26 protein-coding genes are annotated in these 24,087 nt (G+C 69.0%); 9 read left to right on the top strand and 17 right to left on the bottom strand.

What is annotated here, in order from left to right; translation table 11 throughout:
• Nucleotides 1–128: 128 nt before the first annotated feature.
• The 6 genes from R2B38_RS50695 to ppk2 all read right to left on the bottom strand — a co-directional run bounded on the left by R2B38_RS50695 (nt 129) and on the right by ppk2 (nt 6,363).
• On the bottom strand, nt 129–392 hold the full coding sequence (locus tag R2B38_RS50695) for a hypothetical protein (protein WP_318022967.1): 264 nt from the start codon (nt 390–392) through the stop codon (nt 129–131).
• 128 nt (nt 393–520) lie between these two features.
• Nucleotides 521–1,048: a GNAT family protein gene (locus tag R2B38_RS50690; protein ID WP_318022966.1), complete on the bottom strand. Its 528-nt coding sequence runs from the start codon at nt 1,046–1,048 to the stop codon at nt 521–523.
• A gap of 260 nt (nt 1,049–1,308) precedes the next feature.
• A complete protein-coding gene (locus tag R2B38_RS50685) occupies nt 1,309–2,160 on the bottom strand; it encodes an alpha/beta hydrolase (RefSeq protein WP_318022965.1) in 852 nt (283 codons plus the stop codon).
• 325 nt (nt 2,161–2,485) lie between these two features.
• Nucleotides 2,486–3,607, bottom strand: coding sequence for a hypothetical protein (locus tag R2B38_RS50680; RefSeq protein ID WP_318022964.1), 1,122 nt, complete (start codon nt 3,605–3,607; stop codon nt 2,486–2,488).
• Between the two features lie 202 nt (nt 3,608–3,809).
• A complete protein-coding gene (locus R2B38_RS50675) occupies nt 3,810–5,537 on the bottom strand; it encodes a sulfate permease (protein WP_318022963.1) in 1,728 nt (575 codons plus the stop codon).
• Nucleotides 5,538–5,559: 22 nt separating this feature from the next.
• Complete coding sequence (gene ppk2, locus R2B38_RS50670) at nt 5,560–6,363, bottom strand: polyphosphate kinase 2 (RefSeq protein WP_318022962.1); 804 nt, start codon at nt 6,361–6,363, stop codon at nt 5,560–5,562.
• A gap of 156 nt (nt 6,364–6,519) precedes the next feature.
• Here ppk2 and R2B38_RS50665 point away from each other — a divergent pair, with 156 nt between their 5' ends.
• The gene (locus R2B38_RS50665; RefSeq protein ID WP_318023103.1) at nt 6,520–6,885 is read left to right on the top strand and encodes a ferredoxin; all 366 of its coding nucleotides are present in this window, start codon (nt 6,520–6,522) and stop codon (nt 6,883–6,885) included.
• Between the two features lie 177 nt (nt 6,886–7,062).
• On the top strand, nt 7,063–8,241 hold the full coding sequence (locus R2B38_RS50660; protein WP_318022961.1) for an acyl-CoA dehydrogenase family protein: 1,179 nt from the start codon (nt 7,063–7,065) through the stop codon (nt 8,239–8,241).
• Between the two features lie 69 nt (nt 8,242–8,310).
• On the opposite strand, the gene R2B38_RS50655 is transcribed toward R2B38_RS50660, so the two are convergent.
• The 3 genes from R2B38_RS50655 to R2B38_RS50645 form a co-directional block, all read right to left on the bottom strand.
• Nucleotides 8,311–8,817: a hypothetical protein gene (locus tag R2B38_RS50655; RefSeq protein WP_318022960.1), complete on the bottom strand. Its 507-nt coding sequence runs from the start codon at nt 8,815–8,817 to the stop codon at nt 8,311–8,313.
• 470 nt (nt 8,818–9,287) lie between these two features.
• Entirely contained in the window at nt 9,288–10,313 is a 1,026-nt protein-coding gene (locus R2B38_RS50650; protein WP_318022959.1) for a hypothetical protein, read from the bottom strand.
• A 61-nt stretch (nt 10,314–10,374) separates the two neighbouring features.
• Nucleotides 10,375–10,536, bottom strand: a complete 162-nt coding sequence (locus R2B38_RS50645; RefSeq protein WP_179203165.1) for a hypothetical protein — start codon at nt 10,534–10,536, stop codon at nt 10,375–10,377.
• Nucleotides 10,537–10,677: 141 nt separating this feature from the next.
• On the opposite strand from R2B38_RS50645, the gene R2B38_RS50640 reads away from it, so the two are divergent.
• The 3 genes from R2B38_RS50640 (at nt 10,678) to R2B38_RS50630 (ending at nt 12,106) form a co-directional block, all read left to right on the top strand.
• Entirely contained in the window at nt 10,678–11,049 is a 372-nt protein-coding gene (locus R2B38_RS50640) for a helix-turn-helix domain-containing protein (RefSeq protein WP_086757004.1), read from the top strand.
• 11 nt (nt 11,050–11,060) lie between these two features.
• Nucleotides 11,061–11,615 (top strand): ImmA/IrrE family metallo-endopeptidase, encoded by a 555-nt coding sequence (locus R2B38_RS50635; RefSeq protein ID WP_318022958.1) that lies wholly within the window; start codon nt 11,061–11,063, stop codon nt 11,613–11,615.
• Between the two features lie 128 nt (nt 11,616–11,743).
• Nucleotides 11,744–12,106: a hypothetical protein gene (locus R2B38_RS50630; RefSeq protein ID WP_318022957.1), complete on the top strand. Its 363-nt coding sequence runs from the start codon at nt 11,744–11,746 to the stop codon at nt 12,104–12,106.
• Nucleotides 12,107–12,235: 129 nt separating this feature from the next.
• Here the strand turns inward: R2B38_RS50630 and R2B38_RS50625 are convergent, their stop codons facing one another.
• Nucleotides 12,236–12,817: a hypothetical protein gene (locus R2B38_RS50625; RefSeq protein WP_318022956.1), complete on the bottom strand. Its 582-nt coding sequence runs from the start codon at nt 12,815–12,817 to the stop codon at nt 12,236–12,238.
• Between the two features lie 625 nt (nt 12,818–13,442).
• On the opposite strand from R2B38_RS50625, the gene R2B38_RS50620 reads away from it, so the two are divergent.
• The 4 genes from R2B38_RS50620 to R2B38_RS50605 all read left to right on the top strand — a co-directional run bounded on the left by R2B38_RS50620 (nt 13,443) and on the right by R2B38_RS50605 (nt 16,753).
• Nucleotides 13,443–13,706 carry a helix-turn-helix transcriptional regulator gene (locus R2B38_RS50620; protein WP_318022955.1) on the top strand — a complete coding sequence of 88 codons (264 nt, stop codon included), beginning with the start codon at nt 13,443–13,445 and terminating at the stop codon, nt 13,704–13,706.
• Between the two features lie 87 nt (nt 13,707–13,793).
• Entirely contained in the window at nt 13,794–14,747 is a 954-nt protein-coding gene (locus tag R2B38_RS50615) for a DUF6083 domain-containing protein (protein ID WP_318022954.1), read from the top strand.
• Nucleotides 14,748–14,821: 74 nt separating this feature from the next.
• Nucleotides 14,822–15,259, top strand: coding sequence for a hypothetical protein (locus tag R2B38_RS50610; RefSeq protein WP_318022953.1), 438 nt, complete (start codon nt 14,822–14,824; stop codon nt 15,257–15,259).
• A gap of 24 nt (nt 15,260–15,283) precedes the next feature.
• Nucleotides 15,284–16,753, top strand: coding sequence for a UvrD-helicase domain-containing protein (locus tag R2B38_RS50605; protein ID WP_318022952.1), 1,470 nt, complete (start codon nt 15,284–15,286; stop codon nt 16,751–16,753).
• 331 nt (nt 16,754–17,084) lie between these two features.
• Here R2B38_RS50605 and larE read toward each other — a convergent pair whose 3' ends face one another.
• From larE to R2B38_RS50570, 7 genes are read right to left on the bottom strand one after another with little or no spacing between them, the layout of a single operon-like run.
• Entirely contained in the window at nt 17,085–17,987 is a 903-nt protein-coding gene (larE, locus tag R2B38_RS50600; protein ID WP_318022951.1) for an ATP-dependent sacrificial sulfur transferase LarE, read from the bottom strand.
• Nucleotides 17,984–19,186: a nickel pincer cofactor biosynthesis protein LarC gene (gene larC, locus R2B38_RS50595; protein ID WP_318022950.1), complete on the bottom strand. Its 1,203-nt coding sequence runs from the start codon at nt 19,184–19,186 to the stop codon at nt 17,984–17,986. The genes larE and larC overlap by 4 nt, the downstream gene beginning before the upstream one ends.
• The gene (larB, locus tag R2B38_RS50590; RefSeq protein ID WP_318022949.1) at nt 19,183–19,959 is read right to left on the bottom strand and encodes a nickel pincer cofactor biosynthesis protein LarB; all 777 of its coding nucleotides are present in this window, start codon (nt 19,957–19,959) and stop codon (nt 19,183–19,185) included. The genes larC and larB overlap by 4 nt, the downstream gene beginning before the upstream one ends.
• A complete protein-coding gene (larA, locus tag R2B38_RS50585; protein ID WP_318022948.1) occupies nt 19,956–21,236 on the bottom strand; it encodes a nickel-dependent lactate racemase in 1,281 nt (426 codons plus the stop codon). The genes larB and larA overlap by 4 nt, the downstream gene beginning before the upstream one ends.
• Nucleotides 21,233–22,150 (bottom strand): amidohydrolase family protein, encoded by a 918-nt coding sequence (locus R2B38_RS50580; protein ID WP_318022947.1) that lies wholly within the window; start codon nt 22,148–22,150, stop codon nt 21,233–21,235. Before R2B38_RS50580 ends, larA begins: the two co-directional genes overlap by 4 nt.
• Complete coding sequence (locus tag R2B38_RS50575) at nt 22,147–23,136, bottom strand: aldo/keto reductase (RefSeq protein WP_318022946.1); 990 nt, start codon at nt 23,134–23,136, stop codon at nt 22,147–22,149. Before R2B38_RS50575 ends, R2B38_RS50580 begins: the two co-directional genes overlap by 4 nt.
• Complete coding sequence (locus tag R2B38_RS50570) at nt 23,136–23,987, bottom strand: fumarylacetoacetate hydrolase family protein (protein ID WP_318022945.1); 852 nt, start codon at nt 23,985–23,987, stop codon at nt 23,136–23,138. Before R2B38_RS50570 ends, R2B38_RS50575 begins: the two co-directional genes overlap by 1 nt.
• Nucleotides 23,988–24,087 lie beyond the last annotated feature (100 nt).

Below are 24,087 nucleotides of genomic sequence, written 5' to 3'. Positions count from 1 at the left end.
CACGTGCGGAACAGGCTCTCCCGTGAGGTGGGTCTTCCTGGATCGGCCGGACGATCTGGGAGTTCGCCCGTTGCGGGCGGGCGGCCGCGGGTCCGACGTCCCCGAGCGTCCCGGCATCCGGCTGCCGTTCAGGAGCTGCGCGATGCTTGCTTCAGTCGCAGCCGGACGTAGTCGTGGTCCAGCGGTCCCGGACGGCGCGCTCCATCCGGCCGCCAGCTGTTTCGGACGTAGAAGCCCTGCGCACGGGTGTTGGACGCCCAGCACTCCAGCACGCCCTCGGCGCAGCCGGCGGCCGTGGCCAGTACCCGCGCCCACGCGTCTCGCCGTTGCTCCCACGCGCTCGGGTCGGCGTGCTCGGGGGTCGCCTCACGCAGTCGGAAACCTTGAGCCATGTGTCTCTGGACGACTGGACGCGCCCGACCGGTTCCTGACAGGGGTCCATCAGAGTCGAGTTACGACTGGTGACCGAGGAGACATCTGGTTGCCGTGACGACAGCGAGATCGGTCGCGGGTCAGCGCGTTACTCGTCGAGCACCCGCTCCCACAGCAGCCCGTCCCGCCAGCTCCCGTCGAGGAAGATCGAGGAGTGTGCGACGCCGTACGGGCTGAACCCGTTGCGGCGCAGCACCCGCTGCGACGGCAGATTCTCCAGCTGGGTGGACGCCTCGGCGCGGTGCAGCCCGAGTTCGTCGGTCATCACCCGGAGTGCGAGCCCGAGGGCGTTCCCGGCGTGGCCTTGGTTCTGGGCGACGCTCGCGATCCAGTAGCCGACGGAGCCGCGGCGCAGGTGCGGCTGCGGCAGGATGCCTCCGACGGTGACCTGCCCGATCACCTGGTCGTCGGCGAGCACCACGCCCGGCCAGACCGTACCGGCCCGGTATCCGGCCAGCAGCCTGTCGATCCGCTCCGCCTGGCCCTCCGGCGTGAAGAAGTCGGCGGGCTGGGCCGGTTCCCAGGGCTGGAAAGCCTCGCGGTCCCGCGCCCGATGCGCGGCGATCGGGGCGGCGTCGGCGGGCTCGATCAGGCGGACCCTGGTGCTGCTGTGCATGGCCTGATCCTCGTCATGGTGCTTCGGGTGAAGCGGCCAGCCTAGGCGAGGGCGTTCGGGTCGCCGCACCCTGGCCGTATCCATCGGCCTGAGCCGGGCGTCGATGCCCCCGAGCCCCGAGCCCCGAGCCCCGAACCGCCGTACACCCAATGGTCGTTGCCCGTGCGGGTCGATCTGAATTGTGCCGACGGATCAGGGCCGTAGGAGGGCGGAAGCGCGCCCCGGTCCCTGGCGGTGGACCGGAGCACGGGCCGGGACCGTCAACTGACCGCCTTGGCCGCGTCCGTGATGAGGTTGGCGACGATCTTCGGGTGGCTGATCATCGCGACGTGGGACGAGCGCGGTACCTCGACGACCTTGCGCGCGTTCGCGCGGCTGTACATCCAGCGCTCGCACGCCGGCGGGATCGCCTTGTCCTGGCCGGCGACCAGGCCCCACGACGGGATCGTCTTCCAGGCCGCGGCCGTGGTCGGGAAGACGAACGAGTCGGCGTCGAACGGCCGTTGCGTGGCCTGCAGGACCCGGAAGTCGGCGGTGGAGATGTCGGCGGCGAAGGCCGCCTGGCCGTCCTTGCTCAGGTACAGGTCGGTGCCGGTCGTGCCGTCGGCCTTCGTGTACGGGACCGGCACGCTCACCGGTTCGACCTCGCTGCCGGGGAACTTGGTGATGAGTTCGCCCTGCGTCTCGCCGACGTCGGGCACGAACGCCGCGATGTAGACCAACGCCTTGACGTTGGACTTGCCGGCGGCGGCGTTCGTGATGACCGTGCCGCCCATGGAGTGCGCGACCAGCACGACCGGTCCGCTGATGGAGTCCAGAAGGCTCGCGACGTACGGGGCGTCGGTCGGAATGCCCCGCAGCGGGTTCGCCGCGCAGACCGTGGTGTAGCCCTTGTCCTGCAACTCCCCGATGGTGGCGTTCCAGCAGGACGAATCGGCGTACCCGCCATGCACCAGGACGATCGTGGGCTTCACCTTGGACTTCTCCTCACCGCTACCAGTCGTGGCCGTCGCCGCGCCGGCCGTTCCTTCTGCGCCGGCGATCAGCGCCGCCGACCCGGCCAGCGCCGCTCCGGCGGCCAGTACCCGCCGGCGGGAAACTTCGGAACTCATGGGACTCCTCAGGCATGGGGATGGGGGAATGGGTCTGACGACGCGCTCGCCGCTGAGCTGCTGCGCGAGGGCGGCGGGCGTCAACTGAACAGGTGGCCGCAGGAGTTCGGCTCGGTCGGCGGGCTCAGCCGCGCACGGGCGGCTTCATCGGTGTGGCATGCCTTGGACCCTATGAGGAGTGCTTTCGCGGCGGCATCGGCAATGTGACCTAGATGCCGAGGGGCGAGGACTGCGCCCCCGTATGGACTACGGCCAGGAGGTGACGGTCAGCGGTGCGCGGCCACGCGGCGCGCGTCGAGCCGCCGTGCGCAGGCGCATCCTGACGTCAGACTCGGTGGCGGCAACGGTCTCCCAGTTCGGAGATGACGGCTTTCTCGTGTGCGTTGGCGGCGCCGTCCACAGCGGCCACCCTGTTGGCCACGTCGAGGAGGTCGCTCAGATCCCCTGGCTCGGCTTCTATGCGCCGCCACACCTCGGCGGGGTCGATGTCGACCAGGTGAGCGAGCTGTTCGTCGACGACCTGATGGTGTTCCCGGACCAGCCGCACCAGGTGACGCATCAACAGTGCCTCGTCGTCGGTGATCTTGTGGTTCGCCCTGATGACGAGCCACGCGACCCACACCATCAATTGAGGGTGCCGACTCTGCCTGCTCAAGTTCTCGGCGAGTTCGGTCACCCGCGCCTCGTTCCGAAAGACGGCTTGCGCGTGCCGCCCCGCGAGCAGCGTCGTATAGCGGTTCAACACCACCGCGAGGGGAACGCCGACCAGAGGGATACCTATCTTGATGACGTTGCGTTGCAGGAGGAACTTGCCGACGAAAGGGAACCCTTTCGCGGCGTTCAGTGCTGCTTTGGAATAGAAGCGTTTGATCACCGGCCGTACCATCGCCGGTACGGCCTTGACCACGCCTTCCCGGACCACTTCCCCGCTCTTGATGGTGAAGGCCACGCGAATGAGCTTCCACATGTCATCGGGGTCGGACAGGTCGAGCGGGACCCGATAAAGGACTGCGATGTCGTAGGCCAGGCGGAGTTGGAGCCGGGTGATGAACGCGACATCGACCATCAGGGTCGCGACGGCGGCCGGCACGGTCGCCGGCGAGGCACCTCCAAGGCTTCCGAGGGTGGCGACGACGGCCGCCGTGTAGGCCCCGGCAGAGAGACCGCCTTCGAGCGCCGCGTACCGAGCCGCCATCTTGATCCGCTGATCGACGATGGCGTCCGCGGGTACGCCCGCATAACGTTCCTGGAAATACTGCCAGTCGACCTTGTCGGTGTACGAGTTCAGGGCATGAGCGCTGAGCTTGGTGAACCAGCTGCCCGACTTGATGTCGTCTGCGCTCAGTCCCTGGATGAACTCTCGTATCTCCGCCTGCTCCTGCTCGACAACCTCGCGGTCGGCATCGTCGTCGCCGGTGCCGGCAGCGTCGATCGGAGCCTTGCCCATGGTGAGTTCCCCCCCCAGATATCCCGTGAGCTGCGCAACCCTAGCGTGTCAACGGGCAGTTGGGGGCGTCGGGTTGACATCCCTGGTGAGGGTCCAACCGAGCGCTGATCATCAACCACGACATCAACCACGACATCAACCACGACATCGGCCGCTTCCCCGGCCGCCTGCCCAACCTCCGGTCCTACGACCGAAACGGGTGCTACGTCACCGTCCCCTGACCGTGCGCACCGCTCCACTCCCGATAAGCGGCCACAGCCGTGGGCAAGGTCGGGAAGATGTGGTCCGTGCCGACGGACTCCACCAGCCCGTACGCCTCCAGGTCGTCCAGCAGGTCCTGTTTGACCCGGGCGAGGGCGAACACCACGCCCCGGTGGGCGAGTTCGCGGCGGAGTTCGTCGACCGCGTCCAGGGCGGTGATGTCGACCTCGACGTTGGCCTCGGCGTTGAGGACGAACCAGCGGACGGGGGCGGCCTGTTGGGCTACGGCGGCCAGGGCGCGGCGGCGGAAGTTCTCCGCGTTGGCGAAGAAGAGCGGGGAGTCGTAGCGGTAGACGAGCAGGCCGGGGATCGTGCGGGCCTGCGGATAGTCGTCCACGTCGTGCATGCCGGCGACGCCGGGGACCAGGCCCTCGACGGCGTCGTGCGGACGGGCCACCCGGGTGAGGAGTTCGGCCACCGACAGGCCCACGGCGACGATCACTCCGTAGAGGATGTCCAGGGCCAGCACTCCGGCCAAGCAGCCCAGGGCGAGCAGGAGTTCGCGGCGGCGGAAGGTGGCCAGGCGGTGGAAGCCGGTGAGGTCGATCATGCGGACGGCGGCGTAGACGACGAGGGCGCCGAGGACCGCCGAGGGGGTGCGGGCGAGGAGGGGGCTCAGGAAGAGGAGGACCGCCAGGACGACCGCTCCGGCGATCAGTGAGTACGCCTGGCTGCGGGCGCCCGCCGAGGACGCGAGCGCGGTGCGGCTGGCGCTGCTGCTCACCGGGAAGCCGTGGAGGACACCCGCGCCGAGGTTGGCCGCGCCCAGCGCCAGGAACTCCTGGTCGGCGTCCAGGCCGGGGCCGTCGTCCTCGTCGCCGCCGGTGAAGGCGCGGGCGGTGAGGATGAAGTCGGTGTAGGCGACGAGCAGGACACCGAGCGCGGGCAGTACCAGGTGCGGGAGTTGGGTGAGGTCGGGCAGGCCGATCGTGGGAAGTCCCGCCGGGACGTGGCCGATCACCTTGATGCCGTACCGGTCGTCGAGGTCGAGGACCGCCACGGCCGCCGTGCCGAGCACCACGGCCAGCAGGGGGCCGGGCACCATCCGGGACAGCCGCGCCACCGTGAACAGGAACGCGAGCGTGACAGCGGCGAACAGCACTGTGGGCGTGTGGAGTTGATGCAAGTGCCGTAGGAACGACCAGAGTTGGGGGAAGAACGCCGAGCCCGTCGTCGACACCCCGGTGAGCTTGGGGAGTTGGTCCACGATCATGATCAGGGCCACGCCCGCCAGGTAGCCGATCAGGACCGGGCGGGAGAGGAGATCGGCCACGAAGCCGAGCCGGACCGCCCAAGCGAGGAGGCAGAGCAGGCCGACCGTGACCGCGAGGGCGGCGGCCAGGGTGGCGTAGCGGCTCGGGTCGCCGGCTGCGAGCGGGCCCACCACCGTCGCCGTCATGAGCGCCGTCGTCGATTCGGGGCCGACCGAGAGCAGGCGTGACGAGCCGAGTACGGCGTAGAGCGCGAGCGCGGGGAGGATCGCCCACAGGCCGGCGACCGGCGGGAGGCCGGCCACCCCGGCGTAGGCCATCACCTGGGGGACGAGGTACGCGGCCACCGTGACGCCGGCCAGCAGGTCGCCGCGCAGCCAGGCGCGCCGGTATCCGGCCAGCGCGGCGATTCCGGGCGTCAGGCGCCGCCACTCCAGGACGCGCCCGATGGGGGACATGGTGCTCCTCGACCCGACCTGTTCAGAGGCTCGCCGCGTGGTCCGGGACGAAGGTCTGGAGGTCGCGCGGCGGGCGTTCGTAGCCGGTGGACGGCGGGCGGGGCGGGAGTTCGAGGACCGGGGGAGACACCTCGTGGTAGGGGAGGGAGTCGAGGAGGTGGGCGATCATGTTCAGGCGGGCCCGGCGCTTGTCGTCGCTCTCGACGACGTACCAGGGGGCCTCCGAGATGTCGGTGTGCACCAGCATCTCGTCCTTCGCCCGCGAGTACGCCTCCCAGTGGGTGATGGACTCCAGGTCCATCGGCGAGAGCTTCCAGCGGCGCAGCGGATCCTCCAGGCGGCGCCGGAAGCGGTCCTGCTGCACGGAGTCGCTCACGGAGAACCAGTACTTGCGCAGCACGATCCCGTCCTCGACGAGCATCCGCTCGAAGATGGGGCACTGGCGCAGGAACAGCTGGTACTCCTCCTGGGTGCAGAAGCCCATCACCCGCTCGACGCCGGCCCGGTTGTACCAGCTGCGGTCGAACAGGACGATCTCGCCGGCGGCCGGAAGATGCTCGACGTAGCGCTGGAAGTACCACTGGGTGCGCTGGCGGTCGGTCGGCTTCGGCAGTGCGGCGATCCGGGCGACACGCGGGTTGAGGTGCTCGGCGACGCGTTTGATGGTGCCGCCCTTGCCCGCCGCGTCCCGGCCCTCGAAGACGATCACCACCCGGGTGCCCTCGGCCCGGACCCACTCCTGGAGTTTCACCAACTCCGTCTGCAGGCGCAGCAGTTCGGTCTCGTACTTCTCGCGCGGCAGCTTCGTCGCCTTTTTGCCGGCCATGCTGCCTCAACCCCTCGATGACGTGCGCGGTTCCCCGTGTCCAAGGTCGAACACCTGGACAGAACCGTACTGATCGACGGGGCGATACGCACCCCGGATGCCTGCCCGGCCGGGTTTGCGGCGGGCGGTGACGGCAACCCGGACCGTGTGACAGCGATGACCGCACAACAGGAACTCGTCCGTTTCCTGGAGGACCGCTTCGCCTGCGCCCAGGCCTGCACCGAGTGTGCGCGGGCCTGTGTGCTGCGCGTCAGCCGCTCGGATCCGGACGCCGCCGACCACGAGGCACTCGTACGACGCAAGGCGCTGCTGTGCGCGGAGGTGTGCGACGCGACCTGCCGGATGCTGGCCGAGCAGAACCTCCAGGACGAGTCCGCCCTGCGCCTCCAGGCCAAGTGGTGCCTGCTCGTCTGCCTGGAGTGCGCGCAGGTCTTCGACGCGCAGCCGGGCGCCGAGGCCGACGCGGAGGCGTGCCGGGACTGCGCACGGGCGTGCACGGAGTTCATGGCCACGCTGAGGTGAAGTCCGTGGCCAGGCCGAGGTGAAGTCCATGGCGACGCCAAACTGACGCGCGCCTACGGTCTCTTCGGGCACGTCGCCGCTTCCTTCAGGGGCATTGCCGCCTCGCCATTCCCTATTTCTGGAACACGTTCTACGGTGTGCGCCGTCAGGACCGGCCGTGGGGAGCCTGGAGGCGCCGTGCATCTCGAATACACGCCCGAGCAGCAGCGGCTGCGCACCGAACTGCGCGCCTACTTCGCCGAGTTGGTGCCCGACCACGCCTACTCGCGCTACGCCGACCCGGCCGCCCAGAAGCGCTTCTACCGCGAGACCATCCGCCGGCTCGGCACGGACGGCTGGCTCGGCGTCGGCTGGCCCGAGGAGTACGGCGGGCGCGGGCTGACGCCGATGGAGCAGTTCATCTTCTTCGACGAGGCCGCGCAGGCGGGCGTACCGCTGCCGCTGATGGCGCTGAACACGGTCGGCCCGACGATCATGCAGTTCGGCACCGACGAGCAGAAGGCGTACTTCCTCCCGAAGATCCTCGCCGGCGAGATCGACTTCGCGATCGGCTACAGCGAGCCCGAGGCCGGCACGGACCTGGCCGCGCTGAAGACGCGCGCGGTACGCGACGGCGACGAGTACGTCGTCGACGGCCAGAAGATCTGGACGACCAACGGCGACACCGCCGACTGGGTCTGGCTCGCCGTCCGCACCGACCCCGAGGCCCCGCCGCACAAGGGCATCACCATGCTCCTGGTCCCGACAGCCGACCCCGGCTACTCCTGCACGGTGATCAACACCCTCGCCTCGCACGACACCACGGCGAGCTACTACGAGAACATCCGCGTCCCCGTCACCCGCCGCGTCGGCAAGGAGAACCAGGGCTGGCGCCTGATCACCAACCAGCTCAACCACGAACGCGTCACCCTCGCGGCCCACGGCACGATGGCGATCCGCGCCCTGCACGACGTCCAGCACTGGGCCATGGAGACCAAGCTGGCCGACGGCCGCCGCGTCGTCGACCTCCCGTGGGTCCGCCGCCTCCTCGCCCGCACCTATGCCAGGCTCGACGCGATGAAACTCCTCAACTGGCAGATGGTGAACGCCGTCCAGGAGGGCACGCTCACTCCCCAGGACGCCTCCGCCGTCAAGGTCTACGGCTCCGAGGCCCGCCGCGACGCGTACGCCTGGCTGATGGAGATCGTCGCCGCGGCCGGCGCGCTGAAGGAGGGCTCGGCGGGCGTCGTCCTGCACGGCGAACTGGAGCGCGGCTACCGCTCCGCCGTCATCTTCACCTTCGGCGGCGGCAACAACGAGATCCAGCGGGAGATCATCTCGTGGATCGGGCTGGGGATGCCCAGGGTGCGGCGTTAGCTCTCGTGTGACGAGGATTTTTAGTTGGCACAAAAGAGGGATAGTTGGCACCAAGATCGCGGCTGCTTTTCAGAGGTGACGGCGCATCACCTCAATGCAGGCTGCTCGGGCGGCTGTTGATCGGTCGCGGGGGTAGGCGGAGCCGAGGTTCATCCCTTCGTCGGTCCTGATGGGTGGCTGCTGCCAGGCGAGACTCATCTGTGCGCCGGCTTCGGCGCGGGCCGTGGCGACGAGGATCGCGTACGGCCCTGCGACGGACGACGCTTCGATCTGGAGCCACGCCTGGTGGAACGCCATGCGCGCCAGCAGGCTGCTGACCTCGTCCGTGAGCTGCTGCCGGACCAGGTCCGAGGTCGCGGGACGTCGTCGTATGCGGTACGGCATCTCCAGGTACTCCTCGACCGCGGTCAGGGCTTCGGCGAAGGTCTTCGCCTGGTGCTCCCGTCTCACCGCCCGCTGGTTGAGGGTGTACGTGAGGAAGGCGCCGAACACGGCGATGAAGGGGACGATCAGCGCGGTGGTCTGGGACCAGGTCCACCCGCCGCTCGTCGCCGCTGTCGCCGCGATGACCTCCATGCACCACTCCCCGGCATGCCGTGCGGGGCGTCCTCAATCAGCCACTGGCCATCGTGCTCACCGCCGGTGAGCCGCCAGTAGTGTTCGAGGAACAAGTGTGTGCGGACTATCTCGATGAGGTCCAGGAGTCCCTTCGAACTCGTCCACCGTCGTTCTTCCGGATCGAGCGGGTGCCAGAGGCAGAGGGCGTCGTCGTCCGTGTACCGGTGTTTCGAGGGTGCCCCCGGTTTGGCGTGGACGCGTGGGAAGTCCTGCGGCCTCTGGCCGAAGATCGGGTAGGGCGGGTTCTCGTAGAACCCGATGCTGACGTCGATCGGTTCGGGCTCGCCGATGACGTCAAGTCCCGTGAGTTCGTACATCAGTGAGCCGCGGCGGTATCCGTACCGGAGGGCGGAGCCGAAGCGCCGACGGGCGTCACGTTCGAGCGGGGCCCACCAGACAGGCTGGACCCCGTACCAGGTCGGCATGGCTCAGATTCCCCAGGCCCGCGTGGGCGTGACGAGTCCGACGGCGAGTCCGAGGCCGGTGGCGGCCGTGCCGCGCGAGCGGACCGTCGATGCCAGGCGGGCGGCTTCCTCCTGCGTGGCGTCCGCGTCCGGGACGAGTTCGGGGAGGACCTGGTGGAGGGCGTGCTGGGCGCTGAGCGGGCGTCCGGCTGCCTCGTGCTCGATCGCGAGGTCGACGTAGTCACGCGCGGTGCACAGTCGTTCGTGGACCTCGCGGCGCGTCATGTTCAGGGGGATGGGTCCGGCCACGTTGGCCGGGTCCGGCGTCGGGCCCTTGTCGATTTCGTCCGCCGCGTAGGTGAAGAAGACCTGGAGCGCGTTGATCAGTGGCATGGGTTCGTCGAGGCACCCGAGGCCGAGGGCCTTGAAGTTCCAGGAGCACATGGGCTTGCTGTGCGTGCAGTTCCAGTGCTTCAGCAGCCGGATCGTGCGGGCGAACACGACCTTCGTGTCGGTGATGGCCTGGAGCACCATCTGGGTGTGCGTGATCGGGTCGGCGCGGTCCCACTGGTCCGCGATCTTCGTGTTGGGGATGTACAGCCCGCGGCCCGAAGGGTGCGGGAGCGCGGTCATGACGTCCGCGGTGAAGTCGTCCTGGCCCTCCGTGACGGGGTCGCCGAAGCGTACGAGGACGGCGCGGCGGCGGCCGACGACCTCGATGGTCAGCTTCGGGAACTCCGCGTCGAGGTCTTCATGGATCACGTCACGGACGATCTCCATGAGCGGCACGGCGCTCTTCTTGCCCGGACCGTAGGGTTCGGCGTCCTTCTTGCTGAGGACGACCCCGAGGTCGACGTCGGTCAGGGGAGTGTTGGCGTCGCCGTGCGCGACGCTGCCGTTGAAGTAGGTGGTCGATCCGGGGAAAGCCCGGCGTACGGACGCGGCCAGGAGTCGGCGGCGGCGCTTGGCCTCGTCGAGTTCCTTGTCGGTGACCTGGATCTTGCGGCGTCCTTCGTCGAGGAGCTGCGCAAGGGAGTCTTTGCGAACCATCGTTACCTCCTTGTCCGCTGGTGGGAGACGAGGAGGATGTCTCCCACCAGCACGAGACCTGTTACTTCTCTCGGCGGACGCCCTTGAACGCGCCGCCTGCCTTCCCTCCCATGAAGCGGCCCTTGTCGCCGCGCTTCGTCCACGTGCCGGTCCGGGGGTTGAGGACCTGACTCCGTCGGGAGACGCTGCCGCGTCGGAAGCCCCTGCCGGTGTTCGTAGCCATGACGCCACCACCATTCATCGGAGAACTATCTGATTGCGAGATCGGTACTGCTATCGATCTTGCAATTGGAAGGGTAGGGTCTCGCTTCGACTTTCGCAAGTGGTACCTGATGTGGAAGTATGCGGGTGAGAGGAGGAGATCATGAGCGAGCGGAATGCAGCAGGACGGTTTGACGCGGTCGCGTTTCACACGGCCCTGGACCACACGCGTCAGGAGCGAGGTCTTCTCTGGAAGGACGTAGCTCAAGAAGCAGGCGTCAGCGCATCAACATTGACGCGGCTGGCCCAGGGGCGCAGGCCGGACGTGGACGGACTCGCAGCCCTTGTCACCTGGGCGAATCTGAGCGCGGACGACTTTGTTCGCCGGACCGATGAGCCGCGTAGTCAGGACACGCTGACCAAGGTGGCTACGCATCTGCGGGGCGACCGCAATCTCACGCCTGAGGCTGCGGAAGCTCTCGAAGCCCTGATCGCCGTCGCCTACAAACAGTTGGTGACTGATCAGCCGGAGTAGGGGAGCTCCCTATGTCGTTGCGTCACGGCTTCAAGGCTGAAGCCAACCGCCTTGCGGTGCAGATGCGGAGAGAGCTGGGGCTTCACCCCGCCTCGCCGCTTGTGCCTGCACGGCTCGCTGAACACTTGGCGATCCCGGTCAAGACGTTCAGCTCCGCGATAGCGGACGACGCTCGGATCGAGCGACTTCTCACCACAGAGCAGGAGGCCGTGAGTGCCCTCACCGTGCATGCAGGGACACGGCGACAGATCTGGGTGAACGACTCCCACGACCCGGGGCGTCAAAACAGCTCGGCCGACCACGAAATCGCCCACGCGCTCTTGATGCATCCGCCCGGTCCCGCGCTCGACTTTCGCGGTTGCCGGCACTGGGACGGAGAGATCGAAGAAGAAGCGGACTGGCTGGCCGGCAACCTGCTGATCACCAACGAGGCAGCGTGGTCCATCGCCAGAAGAGGGCTGAGTCCTGAGGCGGCGATGTTTCTGTACGGAGTCAGCAGGAAGATGTTGACCTGGCGTATGAACAAGAGTGGCGCCAGTGGTCGTCGGGTTCGGTCGGCCAGCTGAAGGCGCTTCGGCGGTTCTTGCGAGACGCGGATTGCGGGTTCGGTGGTTGGAGAGGCCGATCGCCCAAAGGGACGATTCAACTTGAGGTCGTTTGCCCCTGGACCCGCGACACTGAGGAAGTTGGGCTGATGGAAGGCGCCGGAGGTGCAGACCGGATCTCCCCTGGAGAGGTACTGCGGGCGCGCTATCGCAATCGCCTACCACGAACGCTGGTCGAACTCGTCGGCCCCTCCCAGGGCGTCGTCGATCTGCCGCTGCATGTGGTCTGGTCCGGAGTCAGCAGTTTTTCTCTCGAGCGGCCCAAGGCGTGCATGAGTCTCTATCGAATCGTGCTTGCCGAAGGGCAGCGCCAAGATCTGATCCGTTTCCTCAACAGAGACTTGCTGCTCGCGCAATGGCCGGTGCTGAGACGGTTGGTGAGCCGGCATCTTCGCGAGGTGTGGGAAGAAGCTTTTCCTGAGCTTGCACAAGCGGCAGGCACCACGGGATGACATCCTCGCGGCTGCCACAGCATCGGCCGGGAACGGGGTCTCGTTCCAACTGGCCTGAGGCATTGCGGCGTCGCAACGTGTGGTGCCGCACAGCGCCCGACACGGCAGATCGGTAAGCGTCCCGGGTAATCAGTTGCTTTCATTGGTGACGGACTCGGGGTAAATGACAGTCGGTCCCAGCGTCCACGAGAGGTCTCCCGCTTCGGGTGCCACCTGCCAGGTCGTGAGGACCCCGACCTCGACCAACTGGTTGAGTAGCGAAGGAAGCGCGGCGGCGGGAAACCCGCACTCGCGCGCGATCTGGTCCATGTCTGTCATTCCGTGACCGCGTCCTCGGGGCGTGCGGGCGACGATGAATAGGGCGGCGAGTTGAAGGAGCGGGATGGAACTGGCGCGTGCGCGGCAGACGCTCCGCATTGCCCAATCGGCAGCGCGGAGCCGGTCGGGGCGGGCCGGGTGCTGAGTGAGTAGACCCGCGTCGAGAATCTGAACTGCAACTGCGCGCTTGTCGGAAGGGAACGTGCGCAGAAGCCCTGCTTCCTTGAGCTCACGCCACGAATCAGTAGCAGATTCGAGGCGAAGGCTGCGCAGCACTCCGTAGGGCAGCCTTACTTGAGCCGATTCGTTCATGCGCAGTGCACACTGCAGGGCGAGCATGCGGGCGCCAGCTCCCGTTTCGGCAGGCAGGGCCGCGGCGAGATAGTTGAGCATCTCGCGTACCCGGGTCTGGCTGTCGGGCCCTTTCGGGCATCGCCTCCGTCGAGTGTTTGCTCGTCCGGACGACGTAGCCGTGGCGGTCAGAATCGTGTCGGGGACCACGGCTGCTTCCGAGGTAGCTGCGGCACATGCAGTGCATGCGTCGGTGAGTCGCCACAGCCGTCCGCCGCGCTCGCGCGCCAGCAAGAGCCGGATGGGGCCCTGGCATCCGCGATGACGGCGGTGCCAACAGCAGCCCCGCTCGTGGCACTGGCATGTCCGCAGGTGTGGTGGCACTGGGGTCCGGCGTGCGTGCAGGGCCAGGTGGGCCAGGGCCTCGGCGCGAGCCGAGGGGCCGTCGAGCAGTCGGCTGTCGTGGGTGCACTGCTGGCACACGAGAACCGGGCCGCCAGGCTGTGGGCGCAGTTCCACTGTCCAGATGCGCCGCACTCCGGGATGGGAGAAGTGGAGCCTCATGGCGCGTGCGCTCCTCCTGTCGTTTCCGCGCCGGCCCCCGGCGAGCTGGGATCAGCCGCCCACGGTAGTGCAGACCCCTGCCCTCTGCTTAGCCGCCCGCTGACGGAAATTAGGGCAGAGGTCTGCACTGACAGGGCAGGTGTCTGCACCGTCGGATGGTCAGGTGACGATCTTCCCGCCCGATCCGGACTTCGACGCTCTGCGTCTGGAGCTCGCCCGGCTGCGCGCGGCGCGGGGATGGACGTACGACGAGTTGGCCGCCCGGAGTGGCCTGGCCAGACGGACCCTTATCGAGATCGAGCAAGGTCGCACGATCGGCACCCTCAACACCTGGCACGCCCTCGCTCACGCGCTCAGCACACCTCTCGACGAACTCTTCGGTGCCCTCTGTCGTGGCCATGAACCACCCCGACGGACGGACGGCTGACGGACTACCGGGGCTTGCTCGGCGATCACCCGATCAGGTAGGCCGACGCGAACGTTTGGTCGATGCCTCGAATGTGTGTAGCCGTGGATGGGGCCGTTCGGTGGACTCCATCGGCCTGAGCGTCGCCCGCGCGGTGTGTTGCCTGGCACCTTCACGCGTATGTACTCCTCATCCACGCGCCGACACTGCGACAGCAGCCCCGTTCAGGCCCGCCGACGACGCTCTTTGCGTGTCGACCCTGACAGCCCCACCCGGCTTCTGCGCTGTGCCCAGCGCGACCGTTGCCGCGAGTGCGGCAACCCTGTCGAGTGGTACGAGCGAGTTTGTGACCGCCCTATCCGCCTGCATCCACGAGAGTTGCCGGTGGCCGAGGTCCCCGCTGACTATCGCTGGCACGTCAGCTCCGGCCTTGCCCATCCCGCCGGGGACGGCACCGCTTGGTGCCGACTGGCCCACGCCGTCATCTGCCCCGCCCGCGACGGCACCACCGTCATCGAGCCCACCCTGACCGGACTGCGGCGGGCGTTGGCGGTGAACACACGTCGCCTGACGGACGCAGGCGCCTTCGTTCCGGCCGCAGCCTCAGAGCTGCCGGCGGTACAACAGAACGCCTGCCGACCCGCGAGGCCCATCGTCCAGATCCTGTACGTCCGCTACCTCGCCGCACGCTCCGTGGACGAGATCCAGTGCGTTGCCCAGACACGGCACCGAGACCGCTGCACCCGCACGATGCTTGCTTCAGACGGCCCCGCGGGTGTCTGGACCCTGGTTCCTGCCACAGCCACGCAAGGGCAACTGGCACTTCCTGCTGAGGTGATGGCTCTCTACGACCTCTCCTCCCTGCCGTACGCCGAGCAACTGCGCTGGCGCACGCAGCGCTGCCCTCAGCACGCCGCCGCCCCGACGGCAGGTGATCTCGCACTGACCGACTGGGAGCCCTTCGACCCGCTCGTCCACCACGCCTACGTGAACCCTCGGCTTCCCACCCATGGACGCCGACCACTCCCGGACGGTGAGGCGCGGAAGGCGGTCCGGCGATGAGACGGCAACACGCTGTCGAGATCATCCTGACCAGGCCAGTCACCCGCGGAGAGCTTCAGCAAGCCTGCCGTGCGGTGCCGCTCGCAGCGAACGCCGACCACACCCGGCTGATGACCGTGCGCCACGCCAAGTCGCCCGGCCAGGCGCTGCGGTCACTTCGCGGGGAGCTTGATCGACTCCTGCCCATCGACGTGCTCACAACTCACTACCCCGACCGGTCCGGCCAAGTTCTGCTCAATGTCGTCCTTCCTCGTGCCATGTGCTCGACGGTCCGTCATGCTGCGGCAGCCCGGGGACAGAAGCCTGGAGTCTTCCTCGGCCGGGCTGTCGTAGCGGCTCTTCAGCGGAACGAGCGGGAACGCACTCGGCAACTGACCGTGCAGCTCACGAACCTCCTCGCCCACCACGCACCTGAAGACGTGCTGGCCTGCACGGTCCACGTCCTGCTGCGTAGCCGCGACCCGGCTTCCCTGCATTCACACGACGAGAACGGCTCACAGCCGACCCCTTAGCCCGTCTCATTCGCGGAGCTCCTGTTGCACACACCCACCGACGAACAGTTCCACGCCGTCGACGCCTTCCGCGACGGTCAACACCTCGTGCTGCAAGCCGGCGCAGGCACCGGGAAGACCAGCACACTGTGCCTGCTTGCCGCGAGTACCGACCGCCGTGGCCGCTACCTCGCCTTCAACAAGGACATCGCCACCGACGCGGCAAGCCGATTCCCACGTTCCGTGCTGTGCAAGACCGCGCATGCGACGGCCTATGCAGCCATCGGCCACCGCTTCGCTCGCCGCCTCAGCAGTCCTCGCCAACCTGCGTGGCGGATCGGACAGGCCCTCGGCATCAGGTCCCCCGTCCGTATCGGTGACCACGAGATCAGCCACAGGGCACTGTCCCACGCCGTGCTGCGTACAGTGACCCGCTTCTGCCAGTCCGCAGACCAGGCTCTGGCACCCCACCACGTACCGGTCCTGCGCAGACTCGGAACACCGGCTGAGCGTGCCCAACTCGCCGCCGCAGTCATGCCCTTCGCTGGGAAGGCTTGGAAAGACCTCAAGAATCACGAGGAAGGTGTGGTGCGCTTCGAGCACGACCATTACTTGAAGATGTGGGCCCTGACCGAACCGAAGATCGAGGCCGACTTCTTGTTCCTCGATGAAGCCCAGGACACCAACCCTGTGCTTGAGCAGGTCTTCGGCGCTCAACGCGGCCACGCCCAGCTGGTGATGGTCGGCGACTCCGCCCAGGCCATCTACGGGTGGCGTGGTGCCCGGGACGTGATGACAGGCTTCGAGGCCACCCATCTGACCTTGACCCGTTCCTTTCGCTTCGGCCCTCTCCTCGCCGAACAGGCCAACCGTTGGCTCGCGTTCACCGATGCGCCGATCCGGCTGACCGGCACCGACACGATTCCGACGAGAGTCGGCCCCGTGGCCTGTCCGGACGCGGTGCTGTGCCGCACCAACATTGGCGCCATGACCGAAGTCTTGAGGCAGTTGGAAGCGGGTCGCCGGGTCGCTCTGACACGGGGTGGGCAGACTCTTGTCGCGCTGGCGCGCGCTGCCCAAGACCTCAGGGACGGTCGTCGCACTTCCCACCCTGAACTGGTTCTTTTCGCCTCCTGGGGTGAGTTGCAGGACTACGCGGAGCACGATGCGGCCGGGCGGGATCTCCAGCCGTTCGTGGAACTGGTCGACACGCACGGTCCCGAAGCCATCATCGCCGCCGTCGACGCCCTGACCGACGAGAGCAAAGCCGAGGTCACGGTCTCCACCGCACACAAGGCAAAGGGCAGGGAGTGGCCCGAAGTGAGAATCGCCGACGACTTTCCCCCGCCGCCGGACAGCGACCGCCAGGACGACAGCGGCTGTCCGATCCCGGAGCCCGTGAGCGATATCAACGCGCGCCTCGCCTACGTTGCTGTCACTCGCGCCCGCCGTCAGCTGGACCTCGGAGGGCTCGCATGGATCGAGAGTCATCCAGGTGCTGTTGAAGGTCCGTGACAAGCAGAAGCGTATGGCATCCGAGACTCTGCGGAAGGGGTGGCACGTCGGGTACATCGGGGACGTACCGGGTTTGCTCGCGCTTGGCTTCGGAGCGCATTTCGATGGTGAGTTTGGTCGGGTCGATGAGGCCGTTGCACCACATGAGGCCGATGCTGGGGACGATCAAGCGTATGGCGGTGTGGATCTGCCCGACCCCACCGTCTGGGGAGACGGGGATCTTCACGCCGATCTGAGTGGCGGGGATGAGGAACTCGTGGACGGTGGCGTTGACTCAGTGGCGGGCCGAATGACTGTCGGCGGAAAGGGACCTCGCCAGGGGTGCCGTTCGTTATCGCGTGACGGGCCGATCCGCTGTCGAGCGGGGCGCCGCGCCAAGGCCTGAGGTCTCGGAGTTGAGCCGTCCCGATCGGAAGGGCTCCACCTGGTGGGGCAGTTCGGCGAAGCCCGCGTCCGCCAGCGCCACGGCGAGCCCGGGGAGCGCGGAGATCCGGTCGACGAGCGAGGCGTCCACTTCCAGGCGGGCGGTGTCCCCCAGGTCGCGGACCCGGAGGTCGGTCACTGTCAGGCCGGCGTCGGCCAAGAGCGCGCGCACCGCGGTCTCGGCCCGGTCAACGCGGGCCAGGCGGTGCGGGGTGACCTCGATGCCGTAGCGGATGCGGCTGGCCAGACAGGGCGTCGCGGGTTTGTTCCAGGTCGGCAGTGACCAGTGCCTGCTCAGCAGGCGCACCTCCGCCTTGGTCAGGGCGGTGTCGAGGAGCGGGGTGTGGATGCCGCGTTCCCGGCCGGCCCTGATGCCCGGGCGATGGGGGTCCCGGGCATCGTCCGCGTTGGTGCCGGTGGCCACCGACTCGTATCCGTGGTCGTGGGCGAGCACCGTGATGGTGTCCAGGACCTCGGACTTGCAGAAGTAGCAGCGGTCGGGGCCGTTGGCGCGGTAGCCGGGACGGGTCAGTTCGCTGGTGTGCGGGGTGAGATGAGTGACGCCGAGGTCTGTGGTCAGGCGGCGGGCGTGCGGCAGTTCACCGGCGGCCAGGCTCTCCGACACGGCGGTGACGGCGAGAACCCGCTCCGGGCCGACGGCACGTACGGCGGCGGCGAGAACGAGGGCGGAGTCCGCGCCGCCCGAATAGGCCACGGCAACGGCGCCGATGGCGCGCATGCGCTCCAGAAGCCGGTCGGCGAGGACGTCGGCGGGTGCGAGCGCGGCCGCTCCTTTGTCTGTGACGGTCATGGTTGTCCTCCTGCGAGAAGGTCGGTGTGCCGAGGGGCGGCGGTCCGGCCGCTCCCCGCGAGTGCGCGTGCCGCGACGGTCCGGAGGGGCACGCCCAGGGCTGCGGCGACGGAGGCGAGGTCGTCGTGTTCGGGTTTGGCACCGTGCGGACCGTGCTTGATCCGAACCGGGTGGCCGTCCACGTGCACGGTCTCGAAGTCCCGCGGCAGCGCGGTGCGGGTGGCGTCGACGCGGCGGATGCCGAGACTGCCGGTCTCCGACAGGACGAGGTCGCGCAGCCGACGCTCGTCCTCGCGGGTGGTCAGGACGTGCAGCACGTGCGCGGGGCGGCTTTTCTTCATCACGGCGGGCGTCACCCAGGCGTCGAGAGCACCGGACTCCATCGCCCGGGTGATGGTGTGTCCGAGGATCTCGCCGGTGACGTCGTCGAGGTTGGTCTCCAGAACGACGACGTCCTCCGCCGGAGGGTCCTGACTCGAAGTTGCCGGGGTGGGGACTCCCAGGGTCACCGACGTGACGTTGGCCCGGTCCGACAGGCGGCGGGTGCCCGCCCCGTACCCGGTGCGGCCCAGGGTCATGGGCGGCGGCGGTTCGTACCGTGCCCCGAGCGCGCGCAGCAGTGCGGCGCCGGTGGGCGTCACCGTTTCGCCGGGCAGATCGCTGCCCATGACGGCCGCTCCGGCGAGCAGCGCCAGCGTGGCGGGTGCCGGGCAGGGCAGTACTCCGTGTGCCGAGCTCACCCGCCCCCTGCCCAGCGGGAGCCGTGCGCTGAAGACATCGGAGACGCCTAGGGCGTGCAGGGCCGCCGCGACGCCGACGATGTCGACAAGGGTGTCGTGGCCGCCGAGTTCGTGGAGGTGGACGGTGGCGGGGTCGGCGCCGTGCAGGCGGCCCTCCACCTCGGCGACGGCGGTCACGGTGGCGACCGCGAGGGCGGCGACAGGTTCGGGGGTGGCTCGGGAGGCGAGGCGGATGACTTCGGCGGCCTGCCGCTCGGTGCACGGGTCGGTGACTTCCACGTGGACCCGGGTGGCGGCCAGCCCGTGGTCGGTGACGCGCTCGGCGGTCAGTTCCCAGCCGGTGAGACCCGTGGCGGCGATCGAGGACCGGATCGCGTCCAGCGGTGCTCCGGCGTCGATGAGGGCGGCCAGGAGCATGTCTCCGGCCAGCCCGGTGAACGGGTTGATCCAGACGATCACCGGAGGCCTCCGGGTGTGTTCACAGAGCTCTGGGCGATGCGGTGAACCGCCATCGCGGCCGAGAAGCCAGAGTCGATGTTGACCACGGTCACCCCGGCGGCACAGGAGGCGTGCATGGCGAGCAGTGCCGTGACGCCCTCCAGGGATGCGCCGTACCCGGTGGAGACCGGCACGGCGACGACCGGTGCGCGCACCAGACCGCCCACGACACTGGCGAGGGCGCCCTCCATCCCGGCCACGACGATCAACGCGTCGGCGGCCTGGAGCCGGTCACGCACCTGGAGGATCCGGTCGAGGCCGGCCACCCCCACGTCGTGGATGGCGGTGGTGTCCAGGCCGACGGCGGCGGCCACGGCGGTGGCTTCGGCGGCAACGGGCCGGTCCGAGGTACCCGCGGCCACCACCGTCACGCAGAAGTCCCCGGCCGGAGACGGCCGCCAGTACAGCAGCCGGGCCTCGGCGTCGTACGTTCCCGGGCCGTGTGGCTGACCGTTGTGCGTTCCCGGGCCGTGTCGCTGCCCGTCGTACGGCCCCGGGCCGCGCGTCTCCTCGTCGTGCGCGCCCGGAGCCAGCCGTGCCATGACGGCCTCGGCGGTCTCCGCTTCGATCCGGGTGACGAGGACGGGACCGGTGTTGTGTTCCAGTAGCCCGGTGACGATGCCGCTGATCTGCTCGACTGTCTTGCCGGGCCCGTAGACGACCTCGGGGAGTCCCTGCCGGGCCTCGCGGGCGAGGTCAAGCCGGGCGAAGCCCAGGTCCAGTACTCCGCTCATGCCCCGCTCCTGTCGACGTACGGGATGGTCTGCGGTCCTTCGGGCAGGACGCAGAGACGGGCGCCGGGACCCGCTGCGGCCAGCGCCTCGGCGACGGTGGCCGAGATGTCGCGGGTCTGTCGCAGGTGGGCGGTGGCCAGTTCGGCGTCGCTCAGGAAGCCGGTGTGCATGACGACCCGGCTGCCGGACTGGATACGCGCCTGGATCTGCACCTGCCACTGGTCGGGCACGGTTTCGGTGCGGGCGCTGATGTCGTCGAACAGGGCCTGAGGGGACGGAGCGGAGGCCAGGACCTCCCGGTAGGAGCCGTGGTCGGGGAAGCCGTCGCGGCACTCGGCCGCGCAGACGATCATGCCGCCGGGTTTGACCACCTGGTAGGCGGCGGACATGCCCTTGACCGCCTGGTAGAGGTTCTGGTCCAGCGGGAAGCCGGAATTGGTGGTGACGACGACGTCGAACGGCGCCTCGACCGGCCGCATCGCCATGTGCTTCGCCGTGGCTGTGGCCGCGGCGTGCATCGGCGCCAGATCGCCTCCGAAGGCGGCCACGATGTCTTTGTCCCGGTTGAGCACCACGTCCAGCGAGAAGGTGACTCCGGTCGCTTCGGCGATGGCCCGTACGTCGTCATGGACGGGGTTGCCGTGGGTGTTGCCCCAGGTGGCGCGCGGGTCGCCGATGCGGGCCGCGTCGTGCAGGACGAGGACCGTCTCCAGCGCGGCCAGGCCGGGGGCCACGAGTTTCGGACCGCCCGAGAAGCCGGCGAAGAAGTGCGGTTCGACGAAGCCCGTGGTGATGCGGACGTCCGCTTCGGCCCACGCACGGTTCAGCCAGACCGGGACGCCGTTGCCGTACGTCCCCATCCAGGTCAGTTGTCCGGGGTCGCGGGCGTCGTGGTTGACGATGCGTACGGCGTCCACGACCTCGTCGCCGAACATCTCGCGCAGTTCCGTCTCGCCGTTGCCCCGGTGGGTGCCGGTGGCGACGAGGATCACCACGTCCTCCAGACGGACGATCCCTTCGAGTTCGGCGAGGACGGCGGGGATCATCAGATGGCGTGGCTGGGGGCGGGTGCCGTCGCAGGCCGAGATCGCCACCGTCTGCCCCGGTCGTACCCGTTCGCGCAGCGGGGGCCCGGCGACGGGGGAGCGCAACGCCTCGCGCAGTACGGCCATTTGGTCCCCGGCGGCCTCGTGGTGAACGGGTTCGACGACGGTCGCCGTCCGCGGATCCACCTCGATGTCGAGCCCCGACTGCCCGTAGGCCAGACGTATCTTCACAGGTTTTCCTTCCGCAGTCGGTAGGCGCGGGCCGCTGTGCCGCCGAAGACCTCGGCACGTTCGGCGGCGGTCAGCCGGTCGGTCACTTCCTCGGCCGCGCGGACGGCCTCTCCGTAGGAGGCGGCCAGCAGGCACACCGGCCAGTCGGAGCCGAACATCACACGGGACGGGCCGAAGGCGTCCAGCACTTCATCGGCGTACGGTCGCAGGTCCGCGACGGTCCAGCCGGTGCGGTCCGCCTCGGTGACCATGCCGGACAGCTTGCAGAACACGTTGGGTTCGGCGGCCAGTTCACGGATCAGTGAGGACCACGGCCGCAGTTCGCCGGAGGCGATGGGCGGCTTGGACAGGTGGTCGAGGACGAAGGCCAGCTCGGGCAGTGCCCGTGCGGTGGCGATGGCGGCGGGGAGTTGGTGCGGGAGGGTGAGCAGGTCGTAGGCGAGACCCGCATCCGCCACTCTGCCCAGTCCACGCCGGACGTCCGCCCGGTTCAGCCAGCCCGGATCCGCCTCGCCCTGCACCAAGTGCCGGATCCCCACCAGGAGTTCACCTCCGGTGCCCGTCCGCAGGGCGGCCAGTGTGTCCGCGAGGCGGTCCGAGGTGAGGTCCGTCCAGCCGACGACACCGGCGACCAGGTCCGCCGCCCCCGCCAGGGACAGGAACTCCGCCGTCTCGTCGGCATCGGGGAGGACCTGGACCAGGATCGTCCGGTCGATGCCCGCCGCCGCGGCCTCCGGTGCGAGGTCGTCGAGGGTGAAGTCACGGCGTACGGCTGCCATGTCGGGGGCGTCCAGCCAGTCGTGTGCGCGACGGCTCGGGCCGGCAGCGGTCCCGGGCGCTCTCGGAGCCGTCTCTGCAACAGGCGTCGCGGGCCGGGGCCGCCAGACGTGGTGGTGTGCGTCGATCCGTGTCATGGCCGGGCCCCCGTCAGGGCGTCGAGTTCGGCCCACAACTCCGCGGGGATCTCCGTCGTGGCGTGCGCGATGTTCTCCGTGACCTCCAGTGGACTGCGCGCGCCGAGGACCACGCCGGTGACCGCCGGGTGGCGCAGCGGGAACTGCAGCGCGGCGGCGGCCAGCGGCACCCCGTGGGCTGCGCACCGCTCGGCCAGGGACCGGGCGCGGCGCAGCACGTCGGCGGGGGCCGGGGCGTAGTCGTAGGTGGCGCCCGGGGACGGGTCGGCGAGGATGCCGCTGTTGAAGACGCCGCCGACCAGGACGCCCACCCCGCGCTCGGCGCACAGCGGCAGCAGCACCTCGGCGGCGCTGCGGTCCAGCAGGGAGTAGCGGCCGGCGACGAGTACGCAGTCGAGGTCGGTCTCGGTGACGAGGCGGGTGAGCATCGCCGTCTGGTTCATGCCCGCGCCGATCGCCCGGACCGCTCCCTGGTCGCGCAGCCGGGCCAGTGCCGGGTACGCCCTCTTGAGCGCGTCCTCCCAGTGGTCGTCCGGGTCGTGGATCAGGACCGTGTCGAAGGCTTCGAGACCGGACCGCTCAAGGCTCTCGGCGAGCGATCGGTAGACGCCCTCGGCGCTGTAGTCGCGCACCCGGACCAGCCCGCGTTCGCCGTGGAACGCCTCGTCCCCGAGGGCGGCGTCGCCCGGCACGAGCAGTCGTCCCACCTTGGTGGACACGGTGAACTCGGTGCGCGGGCGGCCGGTGTCGGCGAGGAAGGATCCCAGCCGCCGTTCCGCGAGCCCGGCGCCGTAGTGCGGGGCGGTGTCGAAGTAGCGGACACCGGCCGTCCAGGCGGCGTCGAGCGTGGCGGTGGCCTGCTCGTCGCCGACCGCCGAGAACAGCCCGGCCAGCGGTGCGGTGCCCAGGCCGAGACGGCTGACGGTGACCCCGGAGCGGCCGAGCGGGACGCGCTCGGTGAACCAGGTCGGGCTCGCGGAGGTCATCAGGCCTGTCCGAGGACGTGCCGCTGGCGGCCGAGCCGGTCGATCTCCACCTCGACCACGTCACCGGCGACCAGATAGGGGAAGTCGTTGGCGCCGAAGGCCACGCCGGCCGGGGTGCCGGTGCTGATCACGTCTCCGGGGTCCAGCACCATGAACTGGCTCAGGTACCAGACGATGTGGCGCACCCCGAAGATCATGTTCTTGGTGTGGCCGTCCTGGCGCAGTTCGCCGTTGACCCACAGCCGCATGGCCAGCCCCTGCGGGTCGCCGGTCTCGTCGGGGGTGACCAGCCAGGGGCCGAGCGGGTTGAACGTCTCGCAGGACTTGCCCTTGTCCCACTGCCCGCCCCGCTCGTGCTGGAAGGCGCGCTCGCTGACGTCGTCGGCGATCGCGTAGCCCGCGACGACGTCGTCCGCCTCCTCCGGCGAGTCCAGGTAGCGCGCGGTGCGGCCGATGACCACGGCGAGTTCGATCTCGTAGTCCGTCTTCTCGCTGGTGCGCGGTACGAGCACGGTGTCGTCGGGGCCGACGACCGTGTTGGCGGCCTTCATGAAGACGACCGGTTCGGCAGGGGGCGGTGTGTCCGTCTCCGCAGCGTGATCGACGTAGTTGAGCCCGATGCACACCACCTTGCCGGGGCGTGCCACCGGGGCGCCGACCCGCAGGCCGGCGATGTCCGTGTGCGGCAGCGCGTTCTCCGCCAGGGCGGCACGGACGCGTTCCACGCCGCCCTCGGCCAGGAACGCACCGTCGATGTCGACGGTCAGCGGACTCAGATCTCTCGCGGTGCCGTCGGAGTCAAGGACCACGGGCCGCTCGGAGCCCGCCGGGCCCACGCGCAGAAATCTCATCGGTACTCCTCAGTGAGGTGAAGACGCCCGCCCGGTGACCTGGCAATTCGGTACCCGGGAACGGGACATGAAGATTGAAAATGGACAGAGGGTGGAAGGG

The sequence above is a fragment of the Streptomyces sp. N50 genome (genome assembly GCF_033335955.1).
GTDB lineage: Bacteria > Actinomycetota > Actinomycetes > Streptomycetales > Streptomycetaceae > Streptomyces.
The sequence above is the reverse complement of the archived record's forward strand: the minus strand, read 5'-3'. Positions and strand labels throughout refer to the sequence as shown.

Excerpts from the sequence above, each read along its gene's own strand:
- R2B38_RS50695 (WP_318022967.1), bottom strand. The coding sequence starts at position 392 with ATGGCTCAAGGTTTCCGACTGCGTGAGGCGACCCCCGAGCACGCCGAC.
- R2B38_RS50690 (WP_318022966.1), bottom strand. The coding sequence starts at position 1,048 with ATGCACAGCAGCACCAGGGTCCGCCTGATCGAGCCCGCCGACGCCGCC.
- R2B38_RS50685 (WP_318022965.1), bottom strand. The coding sequence starts at position 2,160 with ATGAGTTCCGAAGTTTCCCGCCGGCGGGTACTGGCCGCCGGAGCGGCG.
- R2B38_RS50680 (WP_318022964.1), bottom strand. The coding sequence starts at position 3,607 with ATGGGCAAGGCTCCGATCGACGCTGCCGGCACCGGCGACGACGATGCC.
- R2B38_RS50675 (WP_318022963.1), bottom strand. The coding sequence starts at position 5,537 with ATGTCCCCCATCGGGCGCGTCCTGGAGTGGCGGCGCCTGACGCCCGGA.
- ppk2 (WP_318022962.1), bottom strand. The coding sequence starts at position 6,363 with ATGGCCGGCAAAAAGGCGACGAAGCTGCCGCGCGAGAAGTACGAGACC.
- R2B38_RS50665 (WP_318023103.1), top strand. The coding sequence starts at position 6,520 with ATGACCGCACAACAGGAACTCGTCCGTTTCCTGGAGGACCGCTTCGCC.
- R2B38_RS50655 (WP_318022960.1), bottom strand. The coding sequence starts at position 8,817 with ATGGAGGTCATCGCGGCGACAGCGGCGACGAGCGGCGGGTGGACCTGG.
- R2B38_RS50650 (WP_318022959.1), bottom strand. The coding sequence starts at position 10,313 with ATGGTTCGCAAAGACTCCCTTGCGCAGCTCCTCGACGAAGGACGCCGC.
- R2B38_RS50645 (WP_179203165.1), bottom strand. The coding sequence starts at position 10,536 with ATGGCTACGAACACCGGCAGGGGCTTCCGACGCGGCAGCGTCTCCCGA.
- R2B38_RS50640 (WP_086757004.1), top strand. The coding sequence starts at position 10,678 with ATGAGCGAGCGGAATGCAGCAGGACGGTTTGACGCGGTCGCGTTTCAC.
- R2B38_RS50635 (WP_318022958.1), top strand. The coding sequence starts at position 11,061 with ATGTCGTTGCGTCACGGCTTCAAGGCTGAAGCCAACCGCCTTGCGGTG.
- R2B38_RS50630 (WP_318022957.1), top strand. The coding sequence starts at position 11,744 with ATGGAAGGCGCCGGAGGTGCAGACCGGATCTCCCCTGGAGAGGTACTG.
- R2B38_RS50625 (WP_318022956.1), bottom strand. The coding sequence starts at position 12,817 with ATGCTCAACTATCTCGCCGCGGCCCTGCCTGCCGAAACGGGAGCTGGC.
- R2B38_RS50615 (WP_318022954.1), top strand. The coding sequence starts at position 13,794 with ATGGGGCCGTTCGGTGGACTCCATCGGCCTGAGCGTCGCCCGCGCGGT.
- larE (WP_318022951.1), bottom strand. The coding sequence starts at position 17,987 with ATGACCGTCACAGACAAAGGAGCGGCCGCGCTCGCACCCGCCGACGTC.
- larB (WP_318022949.1), bottom strand. The coding sequence starts at position 19,959 with ATGAGCGGAGTACTGGACCTGGGCTTCGCCCGGCTTGACCTCGCCCGC.
- R2B38_RS50580 (WP_318022947.1), bottom strand. The coding sequence starts at position 22,150 with ATGACACGGATCGACGCACACCACCACGTCTGGCGGCCCCGGCCCGCG.
- R2B38_RS50575 (WP_318022946.1), bottom strand. The coding sequence starts at position 23,136 with ATGACCTCCGCGAGCCCGACCTGGTTCACCGAGCGCGTCCCGCTCGGC.
- R2B38_RS50570 (WP_318022945.1), bottom strand. The coding sequence starts at position 23,987 with ATGAGATTTCTGCGCGTGGGCCCGGCGGGCTCCGAGCGGCCCGTGGTC.